The sequence below is a fragment of the Ferrovibrio sp. genome, from assembly GCF_025869515.1.
Taxonomy (GTDB): Bacteria; Pseudomonadota; Alphaproteobacteria; order Ferrovibrionales; family Ferrovibrionaceae; genus Ferrovibrio.
The window spans coordinates 17333-43514 of record NZ_JAOZVR010000082.1; the positions used below are offsets into that span (position 1 = coordinate 17333).

The 26182-nt window shown below is 64.9% G+C and carries 25 protein-coding genes; 4 read left to right on the top strand and 21 right to left on the bottom strand.

Annotated features, from left to right (window positions below; translation table 11 throughout):
- Positions 1 to 10 precede the first annotated feature (10 nt).
- From OJJ21_RS13005 to OJJ21_RS13045, 9 genes are all read right to left on the bottom strand, one after another.
- Complete coding sequence (locus tag OJJ21_RS13005) at positions 11 to 1504, bottom strand: caspase family protein (RefSeq protein WP_297686902.1); 1494 nt, start codon at positions 1502 to 1504, stop codon at positions 11 to 13.
- Positions 1501 to 2967, bottom strand: coding sequence for a caspase family protein (locus tag OJJ21_RS13010; RefSeq protein WP_297686904.1), 1467 nt, complete (start codon positions 2965 to 2967; stop codon positions 1501 to 1503). Before OJJ21_RS13010 ends, OJJ21_RS13005 begins: the two co-directional genes overlap by 4 nt.
- 195 nt (positions 2968 to 3162) lie before the next feature.
- Positions 3163 to 5163 (bottom strand): acetyl/propionyl/methylcrotonyl-CoA carboxylase subunit alpha, encoded by a 2001-nt coding sequence (locus OJJ21_RS13015; protein ID WP_297686907.1) that lies wholly within the window; start codon positions 5161 to 5163, stop codon positions 3163 to 3165.
- Between the two features lie 11 nt (positions 5164 to 5174).
- Entirely contained in the window at positions 5175 to 6707 is a 1533-nt protein-coding gene (locus OJJ21_RS13020) for an acyl-CoA carboxylase subunit beta (protein ID WP_297686909.1), read from the bottom strand.
- A gap of 173 nt (positions 6708 to 6880) precedes the next feature.
- Complete coding sequence (locus OJJ21_RS13025; protein ID WP_297686911.1) at positions 6881 to 8116, bottom strand: pentapeptide repeat-containing protein; 1236 nt, start codon at positions 8114 to 8116, stop codon at positions 6881 to 6883.
- Positions 8117 to 8231: 115 nt separating this feature from the next.
- The gene (locus tag OJJ21_RS13030) at positions 8232 to 8933 is read right to left on the bottom strand and encodes an ATP12 family protein (RefSeq protein WP_297686913.1); all 702 of its coding nucleotides are present in this window, start codon (positions 8931 to 8933) and stop codon (positions 8232 to 8234) included.
- Positions 8934 to 8955: 22 nt separating this feature from the next.
- Positions 8956 to 11040 carry an AsmA family protein gene (locus OJJ21_RS13035; protein WP_297686915.1) on the bottom strand — a complete coding sequence of 695 codons (2085 nt, stop codon included), beginning with the start codon at positions 11038 to 11040 and terminating at the stop codon, positions 8956 to 8958.
- Positions 11041 to 11052: 12 nt separating this feature from the next.
- Entirely contained in the window at positions 11053 to 11775 is a 723-nt protein-coding gene (locus OJJ21_RS13040) for an HAD-IA family hydrolase (RefSeq protein ID WP_297686917.1), read from the bottom strand.
- Between the two features lie 133 nt (positions 11776 to 11908).
- On the bottom strand, positions 11909 to 12250 hold the full coding sequence (locus tag OJJ21_RS13045; RefSeq protein ID WP_297686919.1) for a hypothetical protein: 342 nt from the start codon (positions 12248 to 12250) through the stop codon (positions 11909 to 11911).
- A gap of 150 nt (positions 12251 to 12400) precedes the next feature.
- Here OJJ21_RS13045 and queF point away from each other — a divergent pair, with 150 nt between their 5' ends.
- Both queF and OJJ21_RS13055 read left to right on the top strand, forming a co-directional pair.
- Positions 12401 to 12913 (top strand): preQ(1) synthase, encoded by a 513-nt coding sequence (gene queF, locus OJJ21_RS13050; RefSeq protein ID WP_297686921.1) that lies wholly within the window; start codon positions 12401 to 12403, stop codon positions 12911 to 12913.
- Positions 12914 to 12920: 7 nt separating this feature from the next.
- Entirely contained in the window at positions 12921 to 13709 is a 789-nt protein-coding gene (locus OJJ21_RS13055) for a hypothetical protein (protein ID WP_297686923.1), read from the top strand.
- A gap of 4 nt (positions 13710 to 13713) precedes the next feature.
- Here the strand turns inward: OJJ21_RS13055 and OJJ21_RS13060 are convergent, their stop codons facing one another.
- The gene (locus OJJ21_RS13060; protein WP_297686925.1) at positions 13714 to 14319 is read right to left on the bottom strand and encodes a cysteine hydrolase family protein; all 606 of its coding nucleotides are present in this window, start codon (positions 14317 to 14319) and stop codon (positions 13714 to 13716) included.
- Positions 14320 to 14398: 79 nt separating this feature from the next.
- Between OJJ21_RS13060 and OJJ21_RS13065 the strand changes: the two genes are divergently transcribed.
- Positions 14399 to 15268: a LysR family transcriptional regulator gene (locus OJJ21_RS13065; protein ID WP_297686926.1), complete on the top strand. Its 870-nt coding sequence runs from the start codon at positions 14399 to 14401 to the stop codon at positions 15266 to 15268.
- Here the strand turns inward: OJJ21_RS13065 and OJJ21_RS13070 are convergent.
- The 5 genes from OJJ21_RS13070 to OJJ21_RS13090 form a co-directional block, all read right to left on the bottom strand.
- Entirely contained in the window at positions 15265 to 16593 is a 1329-nt protein-coding gene (locus OJJ21_RS13070) for a DUF3422 domain-containing protein (RefSeq protein WP_297686928.1), read from the bottom strand. The two genes, OJJ21_RS13065 and OJJ21_RS13070, sit on opposite strands and share 4 nt — an antisense overlap.
- Complete coding sequence (locus OJJ21_RS13075) at positions 16578 to 17561, bottom strand: RluA family pseudouridine synthase (RefSeq protein ID WP_297686930.1); 984 nt, start codon at positions 17559 to 17561, stop codon at positions 16578 to 16580. Before OJJ21_RS13075 ends, OJJ21_RS13070 begins: the two co-directional genes overlap by 16 nt.
- Before the next feature lie 32 nt (positions 17562 to 17593).
- On the bottom strand, positions 17594 to 17974 hold the full coding sequence (locus OJJ21_RS13080) for a hypothetical protein (protein ID WP_297686932.1): 381 nt from the start codon (positions 17972 to 17974) through the stop codon (positions 17594 to 17596).
- Between the two features lie 142 nt (positions 17975 to 18116).
- Positions 18117 to 19406, bottom strand: coding sequence for a replication-associated recombination protein A (locus OJJ21_RS13085; RefSeq protein ID WP_297687005.1), 1290 nt, complete (start codon positions 19404 to 19406; stop codon positions 18117 to 18119).
- Positions 19407 to 19471: 65 nt separating this feature from the next.
- Positions 19472 to 20914, bottom strand: coding sequence for a Do family serine endopeptidase (locus OJJ21_RS13090; RefSeq protein WP_297686934.1), 1443 nt, complete (start codon positions 20912 to 20914; stop codon positions 19472 to 19474).
- A 102-nt stretch (positions 20915 to 21016) separates the two neighbouring features.
- Here OJJ21_RS13090 and OJJ21_RS13095 point away from each other — a divergent pair, with 102 nt between their 5' ends.
- Positions 21017 to 21454 carry a PAS domain-containing protein gene (locus OJJ21_RS13095; RefSeq protein ID WP_297686936.1) on the top strand — a complete coding sequence of 146 codons (438 nt, stop codon included), beginning with the start codon at positions 21017 to 21019 and terminating at the stop codon, positions 21452 to 21454.
- A gap of 66 nt (positions 21455 to 21520) precedes the next feature.
- On the opposite strand, the gene rplQ is transcribed toward OJJ21_RS13095, so the two are convergent.
- The 6 genes from rplQ to secY all read right to left on the bottom strand — a co-directional run bounded on the left by rplQ (position 21521) and on the right by secY (position 26128).
- Positions 21521 to 21943: a 50S ribosomal protein L17 gene (gene rplQ, locus OJJ21_RS13100; protein ID WP_297686938.1), complete on the bottom strand. Its 423-nt coding sequence runs from the start codon at positions 21941 to 21943 to the stop codon at positions 21521 to 21523.
- A gap of 35 nt (positions 21944 to 21978) precedes the next feature.
- Entirely contained in the window at positions 21979 to 22995 is a 1017-nt protein-coding gene (locus OJJ21_RS13105; RefSeq protein ID WP_297686940.1) for a DNA-directed RNA polymerase subunit alpha, read from the bottom strand.
- 142 nt (positions 22996 to 23137) lie between these two features.
- Positions 23138 to 23530 (bottom strand): 30S ribosomal protein S11, encoded by a 393-nt coding sequence (gene rpsK, locus OJJ21_RS13110; RefSeq protein WP_144257922.1) that lies wholly within the window; start codon positions 23528 to 23530, stop codon positions 23138 to 23140.
- A 36-nt stretch (positions 23531 to 23566) separates the two neighbouring features.
- Positions 23567 to 23944, bottom strand: coding sequence for a 30S ribosomal protein S13 (gene rpsM, locus OJJ21_RS13115; RefSeq protein WP_297686943.1), 378 nt, complete (start codon positions 23942 to 23944; stop codon positions 23567 to 23569).
- A gap of 187 nt (positions 23945 to 24131) precedes the next feature.
- Positions 24132 to 24782, bottom strand: coding sequence for an adenylate kinase (locus OJJ21_RS13120; RefSeq protein ID WP_297686945.1), 651 nt, complete (start codon positions 24780 to 24782; stop codon positions 24132 to 24134).
- Positions 24782 to 26128 carry a preprotein translocase subunit SecY gene (gene secY, locus OJJ21_RS13125; protein WP_297686947.1) on the bottom strand — a complete coding sequence of 449 codons (1347 nt, stop codon included), beginning with the start codon at positions 26126 to 26128 and terminating at the stop codon, positions 24782 to 24784. The genes OJJ21_RS13120 and secY overlap by 1 nt, the downstream gene beginning before the upstream one ends.
- Between the last annotated feature and the right edge of the window lie 54 nt (positions 26129 to 26182).

A 26182-nucleotide genomic window follows, 5' to 3' on the forward strand; every position in this document is an offset into this window, starting at 1 on the left:
GTCATTGCCGTTACGGCGTGACCTTGGACTGATCCGGCTTCTCTTTCTGCGACATTGTATGCTTGGGAATGACGGCAAACTGACGCACAACAAACTGGCCGTTCTCCACGTCGACAAGGACCTTGGTGTAGGAGGAATACCCGGTCAACGACCCCGTAATGATTGTCGAAGGCACCTGCCCCTTCAGCAGGGCAACCACTTCCAGTCCCGCGTCGCTATGCGACAGGGCGCTGTGGTAATCGACAGAATGAATCTGTACGCGGGTGGTGTCGCGTTGCGCACTCTGCGCGCTGAGATACCAGAGATTATCCGGATCGGCGAAAAACTTCCTGATCGCCGCCTGGATTGCCGGCCAGTTCGACAGGGCATAATCCTGCAGCTGCCTGGGTTCCGTGCGGCCCGCTGGCGGCATCAGCGCCGCAACCTGGGTTCCGGCCGACGGTGCCGGTTGCTTGGCGTCCGACACCACGGGGTCCGTCTTTTTCGCAGCCGGTGCCGATTGTGGTGCGGTTGCCGCGGCGGCGACCGCCGGCTTGCCCTGCGGCGCCGCCAGACCTTCGATCCGGCGACGTGCAAGCGGCGCGTATACGCCATTGGGGAAGGCATCGAGATAGGCATGGTAATCGGACGCCGCCTGGCTGTCCTTCACCGCAGCCCAGAGCGCCGCTTCGGCATTCTCCGAACGCGGTGTGGCGATCGGGCCCGGCTTGACCTGCGGGCGGAATATGAAGTCGCCGATCACCGAGGACGATTCCCAGGGAGTCTGCTTGCCACTGGATTTCGTCACCACTTCGGAGCGTGCCTGCTTGAAGGTCTGTTCGAGCGGCTGGTTCGGCACCTTCAAGGCCGCCACCAGTTCGCCGGTATAGAGGCCGTTCGCGCCCTGCCCGTCGGCAGCAACCGAGCCCGGCGCCGTTGCGTAGGCGATCAGGGTGCCGCGCGGCGCGCTGATCGCGGCAAGTCCGCTGGAGGCAGAGCGGAAGCTGCGTTCGAAAGGATTGTTGCGGCAGGCATCGAGGATCACGATGTTGAAGCGGTTCTTCGCCGTCGCCATGCGGGCCAGGATATAGTTCACATCCAGCGCCTCAACTTCGACCTCCTCTGCGCTGGCCACCTGGGCATTGATCGGAATGAGATAGTTGATGCCCTGCACCTGCATGCCGTGGCCGGAAAAATAGAACAGGCCGGCGACGTCCTCGCTCAGCTTGCGGCCGAATTCCAGCGCCGCGCGCTGCATGCGGGTGCGATCCGCGTTCTCCAGCAGCATCACATCGAAATTCAGCTCGCGCAGGGTTGCCGCCATGGCACGCGCGTCGTTCACCGGATTGCGCAACGGTGCCTCGGCATAGGCACTGTTGCCGATCACCAGGGCAACACGACGCTCGGCCGCCGCATCTGCAGTGCCGGAAATGACCAGAACGAGGACTATGGCCAGCGATGCATAAAGCCCTCGCCACAGGCGCCCCAGCATCGCACGGCCGTCGGTCGAGGATATGCAGGTCATGGGGTCACACGGGATTGATCAGGGGTTTCTTTCGGCCGCATCGCCTGGGCCGAAACCGGCAGGAATTCCCTAATGACATACCCGCTGCCCTGCTGCTGCAGGATATATTTGACGTTGGCCGTGAACGGCTGGAAACCGCCGGTATAAATATTACGCGCGAAGGGGAAGCTGCCCTGCAATACGAACACCGCTTCGATTCCGGCTGCCGTCACGGTGACCGGATCGTAGTAGTTCACCCCGTTCAGGGTCAGGGAGTTCGCCGCCGGCGCCCTGATATGGCTGTTGTAGAACCACGCATTCTCCGGGTCGGCGAAATGCGCGCGCACGGCTTGTTCGATGGCCGGCCAGTTCGCCTTCATATCTAGCGCCGACGCCGGCTTGGCAGTGGAGGGCTGCGACGGCGATGACAGGGATGCCATCTGCACCGGAGCCTGTGCCTGGGTCTGCGCCTGGGCCGGCTGGTTGGCCCGGGCCGTTTCAGCTTCCCGCTGCTGCGCCTGCAGCAGCGCCTCGCGGGCAGCCTTGTCGGCGGCATCGCGGGCAACACGCGAAATCTCGGCGTCGCGCACGGCGGTCAGGATGCTGATACGGCTCTGCGCCAGTGCGGCATAGAAGCCCTGCGGATAGGCCTTCAGATAGGCCTGATAGTCGGAAGGATTGCTGCTGTCCTTCACCGCCGTCCAGAAGGTGGCGTCGGCTGTCCCCACTACCGGCGCGGCGGCCTGCGGACGGAAGACGAAATCGCCGATCACCGAGGACGACTCCCAGGGCGTCTGTTTGCCGCTGGATTTCGTCACCACTTCGGCACGCGCCTGCTTGAAGGTCTGCTCGATGGTGAGATTCGGCGCCTTCAGGGCCGAGATCAGTTCGCCGGTGTATAGCCCGTTCGTGCCCTGCCCGTCGGCGGCCACCGAACCCGGCGCCGTCGCATAGGCTATCAGGGTGCCGCGCGGCGCACTGATAGCCGCAAGGCCGCCTGCGGCCGAGCGGAAACTGCGCTCGAAGGGATTGTTGCGGCAGGCATCGAGGATCACGATGTTGAAGCGGTTCTTGGCAATCGCCATGCGCGCCAGGATATAGTTCACATCCATCGCCTCGACCTCGACTTCCTCCTCGCTGGTGACCGAGGCCCGGATCGGGACCAGGTAGTTCGCACCGCGCACCTGCATGCCATGGCCCGAGAAGTAAAACAGCCCGGCCACATCCTCGCTGAGCTTGCGGCCGAATTCGAGCGCCGCACGCTGCATCGCCGTGCGGTCGGCATTCTCCAGCAAAGTGACGTCGAAGTTGAGTTCGCGCAGAGTCGTCGCCATGGCGCGCGCGTCGTTCACCGGATTGCGCAGCGGCGCCTCGTGATAGGCGCTGTTGCCGATGACCAGAGCGACCCGACGTTCCGCCAGCGCCGTCGTCGGCGAAAGCCCGCCGAATACCAGCAGCAGAGTGAGAGCGAACAGGCGCAGCATCCCCGGCTCACCAACATGTCGGGTGCGCAGACGAAACGCGGCAACGCTATCGACCCGACCCGTCATTCATCCCCCTGCACGACGCCTGCTGCAACGTCGAATTACCACCCCTGCCATACCTACAGGGAGTGACGGGAGACTATCGGAAACGCAACTCGCAGTAAAGAACAGAGTAAAAACACAACTCGGGGAGGATCAAGCGAATTCGAGGATCACCTGGTCCACCGCAAGGCTGTCGCCCTTCTTGGCATTAACCTTTTTGACCGTGCCATCGCGCTCGGCCCGCAGCACGTTTTCCATTTTCATGGCCTCCACCACGGCAAGCGCCTGACCGGCCTTCACCGGCTCGCCTTCCGCCACGGCGATCGACACCACCAGGCCCGGCATCGGGCAGAGCAGGAAGCGTGACATGTCGGGCGGCAGCTTTTCCGGCATCAGCCGCGCCAGCTCAGCGGCGCGCGGCGTGCGCACGGCGATATCCAGTTCGGCGCCGCCATGCACCACGCGAACGCCATCGGGTCGCAGCGACACCCGCGCAACCACCGTCTGGCCATTCACTGTGCCACGGAAGAAGGGCTGGCCGGGCTTCCAGGCGCTGCGCACCTTGAGAAGCTTGTGCTTGCCGACCTTGACGTCGCAGCCGCCCTCGGCATCGCTGACCTGCAGCGGGTACTGCACCTTGTTGAGGGTCGCCACCCAGTCGGCATCGGGCTCCCATTCCGGCAGGCCGAGCTTGCCGCCGAGATGGCGGGCGCGCAGCTCGTTGCGGATATGGATCAGCGTCGCCACCGCCAGCATGGCATTCTGGCGACCTTCCGGCAGCACCGTGCCGCCATAGCCGGCCGGCCATTCCTCGGCGATGAAGTTGGTCGAGATGTCGCCCGCGCGGAAACGCGGATGATCGAGCACGGCCGAGAGGAAATTGACGTTATGGCCGATGCCGGCGATCCAGGTTTCGTCCAGCGCCGCCGACAACGTCGAGATGGCTTCGGCGCGATCCTTGCCGAAGCTGCAAAGCTTGGAAATCATCGGATCGTAGAACATGCTGATCTCGCTGCCCTCGACCACGCCGGTGTCGTTGCGGATGACGGCGGATTCATCGGCGGTGCGCCAGCGCGCCAGGCGGCCGGTGCTGGGCAGGAAGCCGCGCAGCGGATCTTCGGCGTAGATGCGCACCTCGACGGCCCAGCCGTTCAGCTGCACGTCCGGCTGCGCGATGCTCAGCTTTTCGCCGGCGGCGACGCGGATCATCTGCTCGACCAGATCGATGCCGGTGATCAGCTCGGTGACCGGATGCTCGACCTGCAGGCGGGTGTTCATTTCCAGGAAGTAGAAGCTGCGGTCGGGCCCGACGATGAATTCCACCGTGCCGGCGCTGTCGTAGTTCACGGTCTTCGACAGCGCGACAGCCTGTTCGCCCATCGCCTTGCGGGTCTTCTCGTCGAGGAACGGGCTCGGCGCCTCTTCCACCACTTTCTGGTGGCGGCGCTGGATCGAGCATTCGCGCTCATGCAGGTAAATCACGTTGCCGTGCTTGTCGCCCAGCACCTGGATTTCGATATGGCGCGGCTGCTCGATGTATTTCTCGATGAAGACGCGGTCGTCGCCGAAAGAATTCTTCGCCTCGTTGGTGGCCGAGGAAAAGCCCTGCGCCACCTCGTCGGCCGAGCGCGCGATGCGCATGCCCTTGCCGCCGCCGCCGGCCGAGGCCTTGATCATCACCGGGAAACCGATCTCGGTGGCGATCTTCACGGCCTCGTCGGTCGTGGCGATCGCGCCCAGATAACCGGGAACCGTCGAGACGCCGGCCTGCTTGGCGAGCTTCTTGGATTCGATCTTGTCGCCCATGGCGTAGATCGCGTCGGGATTGGGGCCGATGAAGGCGATGCCGGCGTCTTTCAGCGCGGCGGCGAATTTGCGGTTCTCCGACAGGAAGCCATAACCCGGATGCACCGCCTGGGCGCCGGTCTTCTTGCAGGCGGCGACGATCTTCTCGATCACCAGATAGCTTTCGGCGGCCGCGGCGGCGCCGATATGCACGGCTTCATCCGCCATGCGCATATGCAGCGCGCCATCGTCGGCATCGGAATAGACCGCCACGGTCCTGATGCCCAGTTTGCGGCAGGTCTTGATGACGCGGCAGGCGATCTCGCCGCGATTGGCGATCAGGATCTTGTCGAACAGTTTGGTGGCCATGATCTCTGATCTCACAACGGAATGTTGTCGTGCTTCTTCCAGGGATTTTCCAGCTTCTTGTCGCGCAGCATGGCGAGCGAGCGGGCAATCCGGAAGCGCGTATTGTGCGGCATGATCACGTCGTCGATGAAACCGCGATGCCCGGCGACGAAGGGATTGGCGAATTTCTGGCGGTACTCTTCCGTCCGCGCGGCGATCTTCTCGGCATCGCCGATCTCGCCGCGGAAGATGATCTCCACCGCGCCCTTGGGGCCCATCACCGCGATTTCGGCCGAGGGCCAGGCGTAATTGACGTCGCCGCGCAGATGCTTGGAGGCCATCACGTCATAGGCGCCACCATAGGCCTTGCGCGTGATCACCGTGACCTTCGGCGTGGTCGCCTCGGCATAGGCGAACAACAGCTTGGCGCCATGCTTGATGATGCCGCCGTATTCCTGCGCCGTGCCGGGCAGGAAGCCGGGCACGTCGACGAAGGTGACGATCGGAATGTCGTAGCAGTCGCAGAAGCGCACGAAGCGCGCGCCCTTGCGGCTGGAGTCGATATCGAGGCAGCCGGCCAGCACCATCGGCTGGTTGGCGACGATGCCCACGGTCTGGCCGCCGATGCGGGCGAAACCGGTGAGGATGTTCTTGGCGTAGTTCGGCTGGATCTCGAAGAAGTCGCCCTCGTCGACCACCTTCTCGATCAGCTCCTTCATGTCGTAGGGCTTGTTCGGATTGGGCGGCACCAGCGTGTCGAGCGAGGCTTCCTGGCGATTGACCGGATCCCAGCTCTCGCGATGCGGCGCCTTCTCGCGGTTGTTCAGCGGCAGGAAATCGAACAGGCGGCGCGTCTGCGCCAGCGCCTCGACGTCGTTCTCATAAGCGTTGTCGGCGACGGACGACTTGGTGGTATGCGTGATGGCGCCGCCGAGCTGTTCCTGCGTCACCACCTCCTGCGTCACCGTCTTCACCACATCGGGGCCGGTGACGAACATATAGCTGCTGTCCTTCACCATGAAGATGAAGTCGGTCATCGCCGGCGAATAGACCGCGCCGCCGGCGCAAGGGCCCATGATGACGGAAATCTGCGGCACCACGCCGGACGCCAGCACGTTGCGCTGGAACACCTCGGCATAGCCGGCGAGAGAGTCGACGCCTTCCTGGATGCGGGCGCCGCCGGAATCGTTGAGGCCGATCACCGGCGCGCCGGCCTTCATCGCGGTGTCCATGATCTTGCAGATCTTGCCGGCATGGCTGGCCGACAGCGAACCGCCGAACACGGTGAAGTCCTGGCTGAACACGAAGGTGGGGCGGCCGTGGATGGTGCCGTAGCCGGTGACGACACCGTCGCCCGCCACTTTCTGCTCGGCCATGCCGAAATCGGTGCAGTCATGCTCAACGAACATGTCCCACTCCTCGAAGGAGTCGGGATCGAGCAGCAATTCGAGGCGCTCGCGCGCCGTCAGCTTGCCTTTGGCATGCTGGGCCTCGATGCGTTTCGCGCCGCCGCCAACGCGGGCCTGGGCGCGCTTTTCTTCCAATTGCCGGATGATGTCCTGCATGCAACTCCCCGTTTGCGGGCCGCTTATGACTGAGCCATGACATTGGCCATAGCACATCGCGCGGCGGGGCAAAATAGTCTGCGCTGCAGTGCGAAAATCCCGGCATAAGCAGGATTTATCGGGGCTGATATATCAGTTGCAGGTTATCCCCAGGGCGCTTCAGCCCAGGTGACTCAACCCTGGCGTAACGGCAGGCGCGCATCCGACAGGTCGGCGCCTTCCAGCAGGGCGCGGGACATATCGGCTTCGTCGAGCCAGGCCTGGTTCAGCCGGGCGCCGCGCAGATCGGCGCTGCGCAACAGGCTGCGCATCAGGTTGACCGGGAAGGCACGGTTGCCACTCACCATCAGCGGCCCGAGATCGGCATCGCGCAGATCGGCCCGCACCAGCAGGGCGCCGGAGAGATTGGCGCCGCGCAGATCGGCACCGCACAGATTGGAGTCGCGCAGATCGGCATCGGCAAGCCTGGCGCCCTGGAATGAGGCGCGCTGCAAATCCAGGCCCTGCAGGATCACACCGTCCATCACCGCCCCGGTCAGCACCAGGCCGGGCCGCGCGCCGATATGGCGCAGATCGAGGCGGCTGAAATCGAACAGGCGTCCCTGCCGCCCGCCGGTTTCGACCCACAGGCGATACAGCCGGAAGGCCTCCTCGATCGGCACGCCGAGTTCGGCCAGCGGCCGGCCGCGCGGCTTGTCATCCAGCACGTCCTTTATATCGGCGCCGGCCATCATCGTATTCTCGAGCTTGACGCCGACCAGCACGGCGCCGCGCAATTGCGCATCCTTCAGATTGGCGCCGGTGAGATCGGCACCGGACAGGTTGGCGCCGTCGAGCCGCGCCGCCGTCAGATTGGCGCGGGTCAGCACACAGTTGACCAGCAACGCATCGGTGAAATCGGTGCGGCCGGCCGCAACGCCTGTCATGTTCGCACCGGTGAGATCGGCGGCAACCAGACGCGCACCGCCCAGATCGACCGCATCGTAATCAGGTTTCTTGAGCTGCATGTTGCCGCTGATATCGCGTTCGGCGATCACGCCGTCGCGCATGTCGGCATCCTGCAGGCGCGCACCGGTCAGATCGGCGCCGCGCAGGCTGGCGCCACGCAGATCGGCACGGTCCAGACGCGCGCCATGCATCACGGCACCACGCAGGTCGGCGCCATAGAGAACGGCATTGCTGAGGTTGCTGTCGGAGAAATTCGCCGATTGCAGATTGCAGCCGGTGAAATCGGCACCAGCGAGGTCGGCGCCCGCCATGGTCAGATGCGAGAGGTCGCGAAACTGAAAGATCGCCCGTTTACCGCCAGGCAGCCGCTGGCGGTATTTCTCATGATCGGCGATGGTGGCCAGCAACTCGCCGTATCCCACCTTCGGCCTTTGGCGCTTGGATGTGTCCATGCCTGCCATGTCGGCCCCCCCGGCCGACACTGAATCCCAGTGTCAAATCAGTATAGCAAGCCGTTTCGCATTGCGGTAGCAAAGCTTCGCTTGCGAATCATGTTCGCAGCCAGCGGTAGCAGGATCAGTTACGGGCGCGTAACAAGCCGAGAAACCGGCCTATTGCCTGCAGGTCGGCCAGCAATCCGGCCCGCCGGGCCGCCGCTTCGGCATCCTCGCCCCACTTGGCGGACTGATGCAGTTCGTCGATCAGGGCAGTCCGGCATGCCGCCTCGGCATCCAGGCGGCCATCCAGCAGGGCAAGCCCGATCACGACCGAACCGGTATTGGTCGTCGCCCAGTGCAGGGCGGTCAGGGCATAGGCATCCAGCCCAACACAGACGCGTTCCAGCCTTGGCAGCAATTCCGCCGGCTGTGCCACCGCGATGATCCCGGTGGTGACATTGAGCTGCACATCATAGCGGTCGCGGAACCAGTCGAGCAGCGGCTGCCATTCGGCCGCCTGGCGCGCAGCCAGCGCAGCGGGCTCATCGGCCCGGTAAGACAGCAGATCCGTGCCGCCATACCGCACCACCTCTTCCGTCGCAAAGCGCGGATCGGCGGCCACGCGATCGATCGCGGTGGCGGCCAACTGGGTCAGCGGCATGGTTGTCGGCCGGATCTCGTCCTGCTGCGCCTGCCATTCCTCGGCGATGGCCTGCGCCAGCGCCAGGCTGGGCAGCCGCATGTCGGCCTTGGCCGGCGTCTTGAGCAGCCGGCCATCGAGGCGGATGACGGCGCCGTCGCCATCGGGCTCTGCCGTCACGGTCTTGTAGAAACGCTTCATCGTGGCGGCTTATAGCGACCGCTCAGCGCCCCAGCAAGTTGCCCAGCCCCTTGCGCAGGTTGTCGAGCGGCTTCTGCTCCTGCGGCTGGGCCTGCGTCCCGCCGGCGGCCGGCTGTGCCGATTGCGGCACCGGCCTGCCTTCGGCCAGCGCCACCGCCTTGGCGCAGGCCGTGGCGGCATCGTCGCCGCCCGAGCCCATGGCCGGCGACAGCAGCGCCAGCGGACCGAGCGCGGCAACGCCTGCGGCCGTGCCCAGGATGCCTTTGGCCAGCGCCGCGGTATCCGGCGTGAAGCTCGGATCGGTGAAGCTGCCGCGGACCTTCACCGGCGGCAACGCCGCCGCCAGCCCGGTATCGCGCGAGGATGGCACCAGTCGCAGGTCGAGCTGTTCGGTGCCCAGATTGGCCGTGCCGTCGCCGGTCATGGTCATGCTGCCGGTCTCGGCCAGGATCGCTTTCGGCATCACGACGCCGTTCTTGAAATCGAGACCGCTGACCACGCAATGCAGCTTGGTCTTTGCCGTGGCGCGATCCAGCGCCGAAACCGCGCGGGCAAGGCCGGGCAGGAACTGACGGATGTATTCCTCCTTCAGCTCGCCCTCGCCCACCTTCAGCACCAGCTTGCCATTCAGGCCCGCCATCATCTGGCGCACGGAGACTGCGCTGCTGGTGACATCCAGCGCCAGATCGGTGGGCCCGCCGCGACGCACGATATCGCTGATGCCATTCTTCTGCAGATACTCGCTCAGCACCACGCCCTTGCCATCGAGCCTGGCGGAGATGGACTTGGCCTTGCCGTTCAGCGTGACGTCGCCGTTCAGGCTGCCATTGGACAGGTTCGCGATTGCCGGCTTCAGATTCAGCACGCCATCCTTCAGCGTCAGGTTCAGCACCACGCCCTGCGCATCCAGCATCGGCGCCCTGAACTGCTCTGCCTTGTAAGCGAGCACGGCATCCACGGCATTCAGGCCATCGAGCGGCAGCGGATCTTTGCTGAACAGCCGGCCATCGGAGGACTGGGCGCCGCCGGCCGGCTTGCCGGCCGCGTCGCCACCGGACGATCCGGACGCCGGCTTGGCGCCGCTGTCTTTCGGCATCAGCCTGGTGACGTCCATCGATTTCGAGGCGAGGTCGAATTTCACCGCCGGCTTCGCGCCGGCCAGATTGATCTCGCCGCTGCCGGACAGATCGCTGTCGGCAATCTTGGCCACGATATTGGCGAGTGCGTAGCGTTGCGGCCCCAGATCCTTCACGTCGGCTTGCAGGCTGAGCGGCACGGCCGGCGCGGCAGCGCCCGCCAGTGCGGCCAGCTTGGACAGGTCGGCCGCCTCGGCGGTCAGCTTCAGCGTCAGGCCCCTGGCCTGCATCGGCTGGGCAACACTGCCCTCCACGCTGGCCTTGGCATCAGGCAGCGTAACCGTCATCTTGATCGGCCAGGGCCGGCTCGGCGCCATCAGTTCATCCAGGCTGCCCAGCGTGCCATCGGCCGTGATGGCATTGCCATCCACGGTGGCCACCAGCCTGGTGGCGAGCAGCCCGCCGCTGCCCTGCTTCACCGACAGTTCGGTCAGCGTGACATCGTTATGAGCATTGGTCTGGGCGTCGCGGTAGACGAGTTTCACATTCTTCATCGAGACATTCTCGATGGCGGGAATGTTGCCGCCGCCGGATTGCGTCGCCGGCGCCGAAGACTGGCTTTGAGGCTGCTGTTGCGGGGCCGGTTTCTGGCCGGCGAAATCCCAGTTGGCCCGTCCCTGGCGATCCTTCTCCAGCAGCAGGTCGACATCATTCAGCACCAGGCTGTCGATCTTCACCTGACTGCGGATCAGGGCCATCAGATCCACCTGGGCGGTGAATTCGCCGATCGTGGCCATCTGCGGCCGGCTGCCCCAGGCAGCATTGGCGAAGCTGACCCGCTTCACCCCGATGCCGAGCGGCCAGAGGCTGAGCTTCATGTCCTCGGCAATGTCGAGCTTGCGCCCGGTGGCCTCCTCCACGGCCGCGACGATCTGCGGCTTGAAGCGGTTCACATCGACCGTCAGTACCGCCACCACGGCAGCCGCCACCAGCAGCACCAGAACGACCAGCGCCCATTTCAGAATACGCATGCGGTACCTCCTTCAGGCTGCCGACGAGGATCTGGCCATCAGCTCAATGACCAGATCAGGAAGTTCCCCAAAGCTTTTGATTATCCTTGCTGCTCCGGTTCTGAGCAGGATGTCTTCGTCATGGTAGCCCCAGGCCACGCCAATGGCGGCCACACCGGCATTCCGGGCCATCTCCATGTCGTAAGTGGTATCGCCGACCACGATTGTCGAGGCCGGCACGGCGCCGGTCTCGGCCATGGCCTGCAGCACCATGTCGGGCGCCGGCTTGCCGACAGCGACAACATCGCAGGTCTGCAGCGTGACGAAGCGGTCTGCCAGCCCATGGGTGTTCAGCGTGAAATTCAGCCCGCGCCGCGCCTTGCCGGTGGCAACGCCAAGCAGGAAACCGTCGGCTTCCAGCCGGTCCAGCACCGGCACCAGACCGGGGAACAACGGTTCTTCGTGGTCGGGTTCGAGGCGCTGGGCCAGCGCCGCCACCTTGTAGGCTTCGACCACGGCACCCAGCGTGCCGGCGCCCAGCGGCAGCAGCAGGCGTTCGATGGCGACCTCAAGCGGCAGGCCGACGGTGCGGCGGACGCTATCAGCTTCGGGCAGGCCGAGGCCATTGGCTGCAAAGGCGCTGTGCATGGCGCTGACAATATGGTGCTGGCTGTCGACGAGGGTGCCGTCGCAGTCGAAAATCACCAAGCGGGGCGGCTCGAAACCGGGGCCCGAGACAGAAACGGAGCGGATCATACCCACCAGAATCGCATGGCTGGCGCCCGGCCTCAACCGCCTGCCCGCTTTTTGAAATATTCTGGAAAACCAATGAAAAAGGCCCCCGCCATGCAGCGAGGGCCTCGTCCTGTGCCGAACCGGCTTCCGTCCGTCAGTTGGCAGCCTTCTTTGCGTCGCGTGCCTTCTGGTCCTTCTTGGCCTGATCCTGCCTGGCCTGGTCCTTCTTCACCTCGGCCTTTTTCGCATCGGCCTTCTTTTCAGCTTTTTTGGCATCCGCCTTAAGCTCGTCAGCCTTGTTGTGTTCGGTCTTCCTGGTCTGGCCGACCGCGGGACTGGCCGGCGTGGCCGGGGTTGCCGGCGCAGTTACGCCGGGCTGGGCCGGGGTGGCGGGCGTCGCGGGAGTCGCCTGGGCGAAGGCGCCGCTGACAGAACCCAGGCTCAGCACGCTGGCAAAGGTGACGGCGGTGGCGAGAGTTTTGAAACGCGTGGTCATTGCATGCCTCCTTGGGGCAAAAGTACCGGCCGGAGCGCCCGTCCGGGTGTCTTGGGCGGATGCCTCCGGGCCGGTACGGAACTTACACTGATGCCGGATCGTGGCAGCGCAGGGATGCAAACAAGGTATTGTTGTGGCAGATAGGACACCATGAAAACGCCGAAGAAGACCCCCGCTCCCGCCAAATCCGGATTGACCCGGCACGCCGCCTCACCCAAGGCGCTCGCCCAGCTCGGCCATGCCGCTGCCCAGCCGCTAAGCCCGGACCAGGCCATGCTGGAAACCGTGCCCAATCCGCAACCGGGCGTCACCTATCTGATCCGCTTCACCCAGCCGGAATTCACCAGTCTCTGCCCGATGACCGGCCAGCCGGACTTCGCCCATCTGGTGATCGACTATGTGCCAAACCGGCAGATTATCGAATCGAAATCGCTCAAGCTGTTCCTCAACAGCTTCCGCAACCACGGCGCCTTCCACGAAGACTGCACCGTGAGCATCGCCCAGCGCCTGGTGGCGGCGATGCGGCCGCGCTGGCTGCGCATCGGCGGCTACTGGTATCCGCGCGGCGGCATGCCGATCGACGTGTTCTACCAGACCGGCAAGCCGCCGGCCGGCCTGTGGCTGCCCGAGCAAGGCGTGGCCTCCTATCGCGGCCGCGGCTGAAACAGCGATGCGGCGCGGCGGCATTCTCGCGCTGATCATTATTGCCGCCAGCCTGTCGGCCTGCGACAGCATGCGCGACCTGAACCGCAGCCTGTATCGCGGACTGGGCGGCGAAACCCGCGGCCGACCGGTCGAGAGCACCAGCAGCAGTGTCGGCACGCCCTGCTTCAGCGCCGAAACCGGTCTGCTCTATACCAGCCAGACCGGACGCTGTGCCCCGGGTTATGCCGCGATCGGCACCGATCAGGCCATGCAGCAATTCCAGGCCTCGACGCAACGCGCCCCTGTCACCGGCCGCGGTGCGCCCGAGATTGCGCCGCTGCCGGCACGACCGGCGGGCACGCTGGGCGCGGTGCCGCAGTCGAATGTGCCGCCGTCAGGGCCAGGCGGCGCAGCCGTCACGCCCTATCCCAGCAACGAGGCCCGGGTCGGCGAAGGCATTTTCGCGCTCTGCTATAACGACAGCGCGGGTCATGTCTTCGAGGCGCCGAGCTGCCCGAAGGGCAGCCGCTGGATCAACAGCGAGGAAGCCGAGCTGCTGCAGCGCGCGCAGCTGGCCGAAGCCTCCTGGTGCTTCTTTCCCGGCCGCAGCGTGCTGTATCGCAGCCGCGCCTGCCGGCCGGGCGATCAGAAGCTGAATGTGGCCGAAGCCGACCGCATGTGGGAAACCCTGCCGATCGACCGCCGCACGCGGACGCGGCCATCGGCGACCACCGGCGGCGTTGCGCCGGTGCCCGCGATGGATGCCGCGCCGCGCAGCGGCGTCAATGCTACGCCGCTGCCCCCGACACGGTAGACTCTTACGCGATAGCGGCAGCGTTCGGCACCACCAGTGCAAACCGGTCGTTCAGCGCCGCCAGCGTGATGCGGTGCATCTCCGCCGCGCCAATCGTGCCGGTGCCGGTCGGATCGGGCAGGTCGCGGTCGGCACAGGCCGAGGCGACCACCACGCCGCGATAGCCATGGTCGATGGCGCTGCGCGCCGTGGCACTGATGCACATATGGGTCTGGAAGCCGGCGATGATCAGTTCGCTGCGGCCCAGTTCCTTCAGCACTGCATCCAGATCGGTTTTTGCGAAACTGTTGGGCAGCGTCTTGGTGACGATGCGCTCCGTCTCGCGCGGCTGCACCCCGGCGATGAACTCCGCTTTCGGGCTTTCCGGATTGAACAGGGCACCGCCCGGCCGGCCATGGTGGCGCACATGCACGACCGGCGCGCCGCTGGCACGGGCAGCAGCGAGCAGCCTGCCGATCTCGGCCACGGCAGCGTCGATACCGGTGAGCGGCAGGCCGCCATCGGCCAGGTATTCGTTCTGGTGATCGACCAGCAGCAGGGTCGACTTCTCCCACAGCACCGGGATACCGGCGGCGCCGGCCATTTCCAGCAGGGTCTTCGGACGCGACATGACATAACTCCATGATGACGGTTACCGCTGCCAGAAATAGCCGCTGGCGCCCTCTGTGCATATTCCATAAGATCGCGCGATGGCTCTGCAAAAACGCACAGACGATCTGGACTGGAACGACCTGCGCTACGTGCTGGCGCTGGCCCGTCATGGCAGCCTGTCGGCCACCGCCCGTTTTCTGAACGTCAATCACGCAACGGTATCCCGGCGCATCGCCGCGCTGGAGGCCAGCCTGGGCCTGACGCTGTTCGAGCGCCGCGCGCGCGGTTACCGCCTGACCGCGGCCGCGGCACCCGTGCTCGCCGCCGCCGAACAGATCGAGGCGCCGCTGCTGCGGCTCGGCCGCCTGGGCGATGTCCGCCGCGGCGAGCAGGTTTCCGGCACCGTGCGGATCACCTGCACCGAGGGCGTGGCCAGCCACACCATCGCGCCGCAACTGGCCGGCCTGCGGCAGCGCTGGCCGGGATTGCAGATCGAGATCGCGGTCGAACACCGCTCGCTGAGCCTGGCGCGGCGCGAGGCCGATATCGCGATCCGCTGGGCCCGGCCGAAGACCGGCGAGCTGTTTGCCAGCCGGCTCGGTGCCGTGCCCTATCGGCTGTTCCGCAATCCGGCCGCCGTGGACCGCAGCGCCGTCGCCGCCTTCGATGAAAGCCTGGCCGAACTGCCGGAATCGCTGTGGCTGAAAAAATCCGGACTCACGCAGGCGATCCGCAGCAACAGCATGCTGCCGCTGGTGGCCGCCGCCCGCGCCGGCGCCTGCGCCGTGCTGCTGCCGGAGTATATCGGCCGCCAGTATCCGGAGCTGGTGCCCGATCCGGGCAAGTCACCGGTGACGCGCGAATTGTGGCTGGTGCTGCACCGCGACCTGCGCAACACGCCGCGGGTGCGCGTGGTGGCGGACTATCTGTCGGATGGCATCAAGCGGCTGCTGCGCAGCGCGGCTTAGTGCAGGCCTTCCTTCTGCAGCGAACGGCGGAAGCGACGCAGACCCCACCAGACCAGCGCGGCGACCACCGGGATCGCCACGCCGATGGCGATTTCCTTGTCGACCGGAAGCCCGACGGCATGCAGCGCCTGGGCGGCATAGCCGACCAGGCCGACGACGTAATAGGTGATGGCGGCGACCGACAGGCCCTCAACGGTTTCCTGCAGGCGCAGCTGCAGCCGCGACCGCTGGTTCATCGTATCGAGCAGCCCGACATTCTGCCGCTCCAGCGCGACATCGACGCGGGTCCGCAGCAGGTTGGCCATGCGGGTGGCACGCCGGGACAGCCCTTCGATGCGCTCGGCCATGGTGGTGCAGGTGCGCATGGCGGGCGACAGGCGCCGCTCCATGAATTCGCCGATGGTCGGCAGGCCCTCGATCCGCGTTTCGCGCAGCTCGGCGATGCGGCGTTCGACCAGCGCGTGATAGGCCCGCCCGGCGCCGAAGCGATACGGCGTTTCCACCGCCAGGGTCTCGACCTCGGCAGCCAGCCCGGCCAGCTCCAGGAGCAGGCTCTGTTCGCTTTCATGCTCGACATCGACCATGCGGCCGGACAGCTTTGCCAGCCCCTGCTCCAGCGCGGTGATGCGCGGCGCCACCTGCTGGGCCAGCGGCAGCGCCAGCAGGGCCATCATGCGATAGGTCTCGATATCCAGCAGCCGCATGACGAGGCGGCCGCGCTGGGCATCGGTCAGGTCGCCGCCATGGACGACAAAGCGCACGGCATCGTCGGCACCGAGATGGAAGTCGGTCCACACCGTGGCGCGTCCGCTGGCCACCTGGCTCGCGACCATGGCGGGGCCATCGAAGATGGTTTCGAGCTGCACCGTCGTGGGCATGGCCTCGCCGGCCCCCAGCACGGTGACATCGGCAGCCACCATCAGCCGGCCCGGCAGGGTGTCGAGCCAGCCGGCCGGCAGCGGCAGTTCGTGCGATGGCCGATCCAGCGGCGTGGCGACCGCGCGTGGCAGATACAGCGTATAGGTGGAGAATTCGGTGCGCCGCTCCCAGATCAGATGACCGGCGCCGGAGAGTTCTACGGCGACATGCTTGCTGCCGGACGGCGGCTCGTCGGCATCGCAGCTCCGGCACAGCGTCACCAGATGGGCATGTTCGGCGGCGGCATCGTCCGGCTTGAGCAGCAGCGCGAGATGCAGCACGCGGGCGGGCGCCGCCAGCGGCAGCGGCGGGCGGGCATGCACCTCCGCGGCCAATGCCGCGCGCAGCGGATGCGCGCGCTGCCGCAGGTCGTCAGGCAGCAGCGGCCCGCCTACTCCTCCAACCATGCGTCGGCATCCTTGTCGAGGGTGAAGCCGAGGAAATCCCAGGTTGCCGCCATATGCGGCGGCAGCGGCGCGCGGATTTCCAGCTTGCCGCCATCGGGATGCGCCAGCCTGATGCCGCGCGCATGCAGATGCAGCTTGCGGCTGACACCGCCGGTGAGAAAGGCTTCGGCGCCGCCGTATTTTCCGTCGCCGACGATCGGCGTGCCGATGGCGGCGGCATGCACGCGCAGCTGATGGGTGCGGCCGGTCAGCGGCGCCATGCCGAGCCAGGCGGCGCGGCGGCCCGCCGTCTCGATGGTGCGGTAGAGCGTCACGGCATTTTTGCCGTCTTCCTCATCGGCCACCATGCGCTCGCCGGCCGCGCCAGGCAGCTTGGAGAGCGCCAGTTCGATCTTGCCCATGCGCTGGATCGGCACGCCCATCACCAAAGCCCAGTAGAGCTTGTGGGCATCGCGCTTGCGCAGGGCTTCGGCCAGCTTGGCCGCCGCCGATGCACTGCGCGCCAGCAGCAGGACACCCGAGGTATCCTTGTCGAGGCGATGCACCAGACGCGGGCGTTCGGCATTGCCGAATTTCAGGAAGCCGAGCAGGCCGTCGAGATGCTCGGTCAGGCCGGTGCCGCCCTGGGTGGCCAGGCCGGCCGGCTTGTTCAGCACGATGACGGCATCGTCCTTGTGCAGCACGGCGGCTTCCAGTTCGGCGATGCGCTCCGGGCTGGCCCTGGCCGGCTTGGAGATCCGTGGCTCATCGTCCTTGGGCGGATCACCCAGCGGGGGAATCCGGATTTCCTGACCGACTTCCAGCCGGGTGGCGGCCTTGGCACGACCGCCATCGATGCGGACCTGGCCGGTGCGCAGCAGCTTTTCCAGCTTGGCATGGCCGAGCCAGGGGAAGTGACGCTTGAACCAGCGATCGAGGCGCAACTCGGCTTCGTCGGCTTTGACGGTACGGGTGGTAACCTGAGACATGGGGGGCACTCTAAAGCGGGAGGATCGACCTGTCAGCGCCAGACGCGGCGCACGGTGTCCTTTTCCTTGGGTTCTTCCGGCACGGCAGCCGGTTGCGGCTCGGCGACGCGCTGGCGCGCCCGTTCAGCCTGACGTTCGATCCATTCCAGTCGCTTCTGTTCATGACCTTCGAGCGACTGTACTTCGATCTCGCATTCCTGCGCGGCCTGGAAGATGATCTGCCGCGTCACATTCTTGAACTGCGCCAGCTTGCCGTAGAAGCAATCGTCGCGGCTGGGCACGGTACCGGGCGTATAGAAAGCCTGTTCCCGCGGCATGCTGATGAAAAAGGTATACACTCCCGCGCCGACGAGGAGCAGAAGTGCAACGATTCCGAAGAAACTCAGCCGCTGCAGCACGGAGAAACGCTCCATGAATAAGGCCAATGGCGTTTTGGCCGAGGTTCTGCTGAGGGGCGATGCCATGGAAACAATTTACACCAGATTTAGGCCCGGGTCAGCGTCATAGCTTGGTTAACGCTGCCCGCGCTGCGGGTACGAGGTCGGTCTTCTTCGTTCACGCGTCATCATCCTGACGCTTGGCGCGCAGCTTCTGCCAGTAGTCGAGTCGCTTGATGATCTCACGCTCGAAGCCGCGCTCGACCGGCCGGTAGAAATGCTGCCGATCCATGCCGTCGGGGAAATAGTTCTGCCCCGAAAAGCCATCGGCAGCGTCGTGGTCATAGGCATAGCCGGCGCTGTAGCCCATCTGCTTCATCATCTTGGTCGGCGCATTCAGGATATGCATCGGCGGCATCAGCGAACCATGCTCGCGCGCCGCACGCCTGGCGCCGCTCTCGGCCTTGTAAGCCGCGTTCGATTTGGGTGCCGTGCCGAGATAGATCACCGCCTGCACCAGCCCGAGTTCGCCTTCGGGCGAGCCGAGAAAATCGTACATGTCCTTGGCGGCCAGCGCCTGCAGCAGTGCATTGGGATCGGCCATGCCGATATCCTCGGCCGCAAAGCGCACCAGGCGACGCAGGATATAGAGCGGATCCTCGCCGCCAGCCAGCATCCGCGCCATCCAGTAGAGCGCCGCATCGACATCGGATCCGCGCAGCGATTTATGCAGCGCCGAGATCAGGTTGTAATGCTCATCCTGCGTCTTGTCGTAGATCGGCGCGCGTTTCTGCAGCGTCTCGGCCAGCCGCGCGGGATCGAGCGGCACGGTGTCGGCCGGCAGGGTGTAAATCTGTTCGGCCATGTTCAGCAGGTAGCGCCCGTCGCCATCCGCCATGGCGCGCAGTGCGGCGCGCGCCTCGGCGGTCAGCGGCAACGTGCGGTTCTCGACTGCCTCGGCACGCAGAAGCAGGGATTCCAGTGCTGCATCGTCCAGGCGATGCAGCACCACAACGGAGGCGCGCGACAGCAGCGCCGAGTTGAGCGCGAAGCTGGGATTCTCGGTGGTGGCACCGACCAGGACGACGGTGCCGTCTTCCACATAGGGCAGGAAGCCATCCTGCTGGGCGCGATTGAAGCGATGGATTTCGTCCACGAACAGCAGCGTCGCCTTGCCGGTGGCGCGGCGTGCGCGCGCCGTTTCGAATACCTTTCGCAGATCGGCCACGCCGGAGAACACGGCGGAAAGCGGTGCGAATTCAAGTCCGGTGGCATCGGCCAGCAGGCGCGCGATCGACGTCTTGCCGGTGCCCGGCGGTCCCCAGAGGATCAGGCTGGACAGTTTCTTTGCCTGCACCATGCGGGCGAGCGGCCCCTCGCCCTGCAGCAGATGATCCTGCCCGATCACATCCGCCAGCGATTGCGGCCGCAGCCGATCCGCCAGCGGCGCGACTGCAGAGGCATCCATACCGGCCGCCGCAAACAGGCTCTCACCGGTGCCGCCCGCATCAGGCATGCCACGCTTGGCCATGCTCAGCCCCGCACCGTGAAGGACAGCAGCTGCTTGTTCCGCCGCAGCGTCACGGTCCACTGGCTGGTGCCACGCAGCAGGCTTTGCAGGCTTTTCACATCCGGCACGTCGCGGTCGTTGATCTTGACGATCACGTCGCCCGGACGCACGCGCAGCCGGTTGGCCGGCGAACCCGCCACGATCTCGGTGACGATGACACCGCGCGTCAGCGTATCGACGCCCAGTTCCTCGGCAAAGGCCGGCGACAGGTTGCCGACCGTGGTACCGGCCAGCGGCTGGTTGCCGCTCAACTGGGTCAGATCGCGCGGCGGCGTTTCAGGCGCATCCTGCAATGCGATCCTGAGGGTCACGCGCTGGTCGCGCCGCTGTACATCGACAGCAGCGGTTTCCCCCAGCTTGCGGGTGGCGATGCGGAAGCGCAGAGCCTGTGGATCGTTGACCTCGCGGCCGTCGATGGCCAACACCACGTCGCCGGTGCGCAGACCGGCACGGTCGGCCGGCCCGCCACGATAGACTTCGCCCACCAGCACGCCATTGGGCCGGGCCATGCCGAGACCCTGGGCAATCTCGCTGGTCACCACTTCACCGCTGGCACCGAACCAGGGCCGCTTGATGCCCTTGCCCGCCATTGCGCTGGCAACCGTTGAGGAAACCAGGTTGGCCGGGATGGCGAAGCCGATGCCGATGGAGCCACCCGAGCGCGAAAAGATCGCGGTGTTGATGCCGACGAGCTTGCCGTCCATGCCAAGCAGCGCACCGCCCGAATTGCCCGGATTGATCGCCGCATCGGTCTGGATAAAAGATTGCGCCGTGAGATCGTCGGAGATCGCGCGGCCGACCGCGGAAATGATGCCTTGCGTCACGGTCTGGCCGACGCCGAAGGGATTGCCGATCGCCAGCACCAGGTCGCCGACCTGCAGCTCATCGGAATCGCGGAATTCCAGATACGGCAGCGTCTCGCCGCGCGTGTCGATGCGCAGCACGGCCAGATCGGAACGCGGATCGGCGGCAATCACCCTGGCCTCGAATTCGCGGCGATCGCTCAGCGCCACCACGATTTCGGTGGCACCGTCGATCACATGATTATTGGTGACAATCACTCCCTCGGCCTCGACGATCACACCCGAGCCGAGCGACTGCGCGACCCGTTCACGCGGCGGGCCGAAGGGCGCCTGATCGCCGAAAAAGCGACGGAAAAACGGATCGTCGAACAGCGGCGATGCCGGCTGCGCCACCTTCTCGACCCGGCGGGTATAGACGTTGACCACGGCCGGCGCGGCGCGCTGCACCAGCGGAGCAAAGCTGAGCTGAATCTCGCTGCGGCTGGCCGGCAATCTGCCCTGCGCCTGACTCTGGGCCGGCTGCGCCGACGCCATGACAGGCAGGATCGCCGCCATCAGGGCGGTAAAAACGAGTGTCAGGACTGTCTGAAATGAACGTGCCATGATGAGGGTTAGATAGGGATGTTTCCCAAGTGTTTTCAATGGGCGGCAGGCATCGGGAATTGATTAACCTAGTATTCACCGCTTGGTGGCAATTCTGCCGGAATGAAGCTCGATCAGCCGGCCCTGCAGCAACTGCAGGTGTACTGGGATAAGAAACGTGCCGGCCGCCCCTATCCGGAGCGCGCGGATATCGATCCGCTGGAGCTGCGCTTCATCATCGGCAGCCTCATCCTAGTGGATGTCGAACCGATGCCACTCCGCTTCCGCTACCGCCTGTTCGGCACCGACATCGCCCAGCGCCAGGGCTTCGACATGACCGGCAAGTATCTCGATCAGCATCCCTGGCCTGAACTCGCGGCCCAGGCGCGCAAGACCTATATCGAGGTGATCGACAGCGGCAACCCGGCCCTGATCCGGCGTCACGGCCTGATCAACGACCAGTATGTCGACCACCAGTCGCTGATCCTGCCACTGGGCGGCAGCCGGGTTGAGATGCTGATGGCCGGCGTGGTGTTCACCCCCACCGGTCAGGATCCCTGATCGCAAAAAAGAAAACGGCGGTCCGGAAACCGGACCGCCGCTTCAAAGGATGGTTGCTTCAGCCGATCAGGCTGCTGCTTCGGCCTCGGCCGTTTCCTGCACCGGACCCGAATCCAGGCCCTTGGCGGCAGGATCGCGATCCACCAGCTCGACCACGGCCATCGGCGCGGCATCGCCATAGCGGAAGCCGGCCTTCAGCACGCGGCTGTAGCCGCCCTTGCGATCGGCGTAACGGGTGTTCAGCGTCGAGAACAGCTTGTCCACTGCTGCCTTCTCCGGCAGGAAAGACAGCGCCTGGCGACGGGCATGCAGATCGCCGCGCTTGCCGAGCGTGATCAGCTTGTCGATCAGCGGCTTCAGCTCCTTGGCCTTCGGCAGCGTGGTGGTGATCTGCTCGTGCTTGATCAGCGACGCAGCCATGTTGCCGAACATCGCACGGCGATGAGCGCTGGTCTTATTGAGTTTGCGGCCGGCATTGCGGTGACGCATAGGGACTCTCCTCGATCTTCTTTAGGCGGACAGGATCAGTATTGATCCTGCAGTTTCTTCGCCAGTTCTTCGATATTCTCCGGCGGCCAGTTGGGGACATGCATACCCAGATGCAGGCCCATCTGCGCCAGAACTTCCTTGATCTCGTTGAGCGACTTGCGGCCGAAATTCGGGGTCCGCAGCATCTCCGCCTCGGTCTTCTGGATCAGATCGCCGATATAGACAATGTTGTCGTTCTTCAGACAGTTGGCCGAACGCACCGAGAGTTCCAGTTCGTCGACGCGACGCAGCAGGTTCGGATTGAATTCCGGCTCGCTGGTGATCTTCTCGCGGCTTTCAGCCTTCGGCTCTTCGAAGTTGATGAAGAGCTGCAGCTGGTCCTGCAGGATACGGGCGGCATAAGCCACCGCGTCTTCCGGCTTGATCGCGCCGTTGGTCTCGAGCTGGACGGTCAGCTTGTCATAGTCGAGAATCTGGCCCTCGCGGGTATTCTCGACCTTGTAGGAGACCTTGCGCACCGGGCTATATAGCGCATCGACCGGGATCAGGCCGATCGGCGCATCTTCCGGACGGTTGGCCGACGCCGGCACATAGCCCTTGCCGGTCTCGACTGTCAGCTCCATGCGGATGTTGGCGCCGGCATCGAGCGTGCACAGCACATGGTTCGGATCCATGACTTCGATGTCATGGCCGGTCTCGATCATCTTGGCGGTGACTTCGCACGGACCCTGCGCATTCAGATGCATGCGCTTCGGGCCTTCGCCGTGCATCTTCAGCGCCATCGACTTGATGTTCAGGACGATGTCGGTGACGTCTTCACGCACGCCGGGGATCGACGAGAATTCATGCAGCACGCCATCGATCTTGATGGAGGTGACGGCAGCGCCCTGCAGCGACGACAGCAGCACGCGGCGCAGCGCATTGCCCAGGGTAAGACCAAAGCCGCGTTCCAGCGGTTCGGCGACAATGGTAGCAGTCCGGCCCGGCACGGCGCCCGGCTCGATAACCAGTTTGTTCGGCTTAATCAGATCGGTCCAATTCTTCTGGATCACCTGTAACCTCGTTCGGTTGCGGCGGGTGCGGACACTCCGCCTAGACCACCTCGGGTGCGGCAACGGCCGCCCCTATACGTATTTGGGTGGCGGCCGGCCTCATTATTCTTTCTGCGCCGGACCTGAATCCGACGCGGACCGTTTAGATGCGGCGACGCTTCGGCGGACGGCAGCCGTTATGCGGGATCGGCGTGACGTCGCGGATGCTGGTGATGACGAAGCCGACAGCCTGCAGCGCACGCAGGGCTGACTCGCGGCCCGAACCCGGACCCTTCACCTCGACTTCCAGCGTGCGCACGCCGTGCTCGGCGGCGCGACGGCCGGCGGTATCGGCGGCGACCTGGGCGGCATACGGGGTCGATTTGCGCGAACCCTTGAAGCCCTGGCTGCCGGCCGACGACCAGGCAATGGTGTTGCCCTGGGCGTCGGTGATGGTGATCATCGTGTTGTTGAACGAAGCATTCACATGCGCAACAGCAGAGGTGATGTTCTTCTTTTCCTTGCGCCGGGGGCGCGCGGCCTTGTCCTTGACCATGGGTGTCCTGCAGTCCTTAAAACGGGGGCTAACGGTTTAGCGCGCGGCCTTCTTCTTGCCGGCGATGGCGACCGCCTTGCCCTTGCGGGTACGGGCGTTGGTATGGGTACGCTGGCCACGAACCGGCAGGCCCTTGCGATGACGCAGGCCACGGTAGCAGCCCAGATCCATCAGACGCTTGATGTCCATGGCGATTTCACGACGCAGGTCGCCTTCGACCTTGTAGTCGCGATCGATGGTTTCACGGATCTGCAGCACCTCGGCATCGGTCAGCTGATTGACCCGACGCTCCCGCGGAAGGCCAACCTTCTCGCAAATTTCTTTCGCCTTCACCCGGCCGATGCCGTAGATGTAGGTCAGTGCGATCTCGACCCGCTTGTTGGTCGGAATGTTCACGCCAGCGATACGCGCCACGTTTTTCTCCTCGAATCACCCGCTCCGGCACGGCCGAAGCGTTCACCTTGGCACCGTTAAGACATACAGAAAACCAACGCAGTCAATGACTTACGTCGGGATTCGCAGCCTTAATTTTCGCTCGCGCCCGTTGCCAAGGGGCGCGATTATAGAAACTTCCTTCACTCAGTCAACTACTTAAGTGGGCTCAAAGCGAGGCCAGAACTTCCTCGATCTGCTGCGTCACTTCATCGATTTCCGCCATCCCGTCAACCTTCCGCAGGATGCCCCGCCCCTCGTAATATGGGAGAAGTGGCGCCGTCTGCTCGTGATAGGCCTTCAGACGCGGCACCACGGTTTCGGCCTTGTCGTCCGCCCGGCGGGTGAATTCGGTCGACCCGCAACGGTCGCATACACCCGGCTTCTGGGTCGGCTGGAATTTGTCATGGTAACCCGCGCCGCACTTGGCGCAGGTGAATCGGCCGGTGATCCGCTCAACCAGAACGGAGTCGTTGACCTGCATCTCGATCACGGTATCCAGCTTGAGCTTGCGCTCGGCCAGCATCTTGTCCAGCGCTTCGGCCTGCTTGGTGGTGCGCGGGAAGCCGTCCAGGATGAAGCCCTTGCGGCAGTCCGGCTGGTCGATCCGGTCGGCGATGATGCCGACCACGATCTCGTCCGACACCAGGGCGCCGCTGTCCATGATCGCCTTGGCCTTCAGGCCGATGGCGGTGCCGGCCTTGACGGCGGCGCGCAGCATGTCGCCCGTCGAAAGCTGGACCAGGCCATGCTTGGCAGTCAGGCGCTGGGCCTGGGTGCCCTTGCCGGCACCCGGCGGTCCGAGCAGGATCAGCCTCATTATTTCCGCGCTCCCCTCAGTTTGGCCTTCTTGATGAGGCCCTCATACTGGTGTGCCAGCAGATGCGACTGGATCTGGGCAACGGTATCCATGGTCACGCTGACCACGATCAGCAGCGAGGTGCCGCCGAAGTAGAACGGGACCGAGTACTGGGAAATCAGGAATTCAGGCAGCAGGCAGACGCCGGCGATGTAGATTGCACCCACCACGGTCAGACGCGTCAGCACGTAGTCGAAATATTCGGCCGTGCGCTGGCCCGGACGGATGCCCGGCACGAAGCCGCCGTACTTCTTCAGGTTATCCGCCGTCTCGTTCGGATTGAACACGACCGAGGTATAGAAGAAGCAGAAGAAGACGATCAATGCGACATAGGTCACCATGTACAGCGGCTGGCCGTGGCCGAGCATGGTGGTGACGGTGGTGACCCAGCCGGGCGCGCCGGAGCTGGCGGTGAACTGCGCCACGGTCGCCGGCATCAGCAGCAGCGACGAAGCGAAGATCGGCGGAATCACGCCCGAGGTGTTCAGCTTCAGCGGCAGATGCGAGCTTTCGCCGCCGAACATGCGGGCGCCCTGCTGTCGCTTGGGATACTGCACCAGGATGCGGCGCTGGGCGCGTTCCATGAACACGATGAAGGTGATCACGGCCACGATCATCACCAGCAGGAACAGGATGAAGAAGGTGCTGAGCGCGCCGGTGCGGCCGAGTTCCAGCGTGGCGGCAAGCGCACGCGGCAATTCGGCGATGATGCCGGCGAAGATGATCAGCGAGATGCCCTGGCCGACACCGCGCTGGGTGATCTGCTCGCCCAGCCACATCAGGAACAGCGTGCCGCCGGTCAGCGTCACCACGGTGGTCAGGCGGAAGAACATGCCCGGATCGAGCACGGCCCCACCGCGGCTGCCGGTCATGCCCTCAAGGCCGACGGCGATGCCGTAGGACTGGACCAGCGCCAGGAAGACGGTGCCGTAGCGGGTGTACTGGTTGAGCTTCTTGCGGCCGGACTCGCCTTCCTTCTTCAGCGCTTCGAGCTGCGGCGTCACCGCCGTCAGCAGCTGCACGATAATGGAGGCCGAGATATACGGCATGATGTTGAGCGCGAAGATGGTCATGCGCTCCAGCGCGCCGCCGGCAAACACGTTGAACATGCCGAGGATGCCGCCAGCCTGCTGGCGGAAGATATCGGCCATGATCTGCGGATCGATGCCAGGCAGCGGAATATAGGTGCCAAGCCGGTACACGATCAGGGCACCGATCGTGAACCAGATACGCTTCTTCAATTCGGTCGCTTTGGCAAACGCCCCGAGATTGAGGCTACCTGCCATGCGTTCCGCTGCCGATGCCATGTGCGAGCCCTAAAATCCGACCGCGTGAACTGAAAACACCGGCGGGGCTGTTGA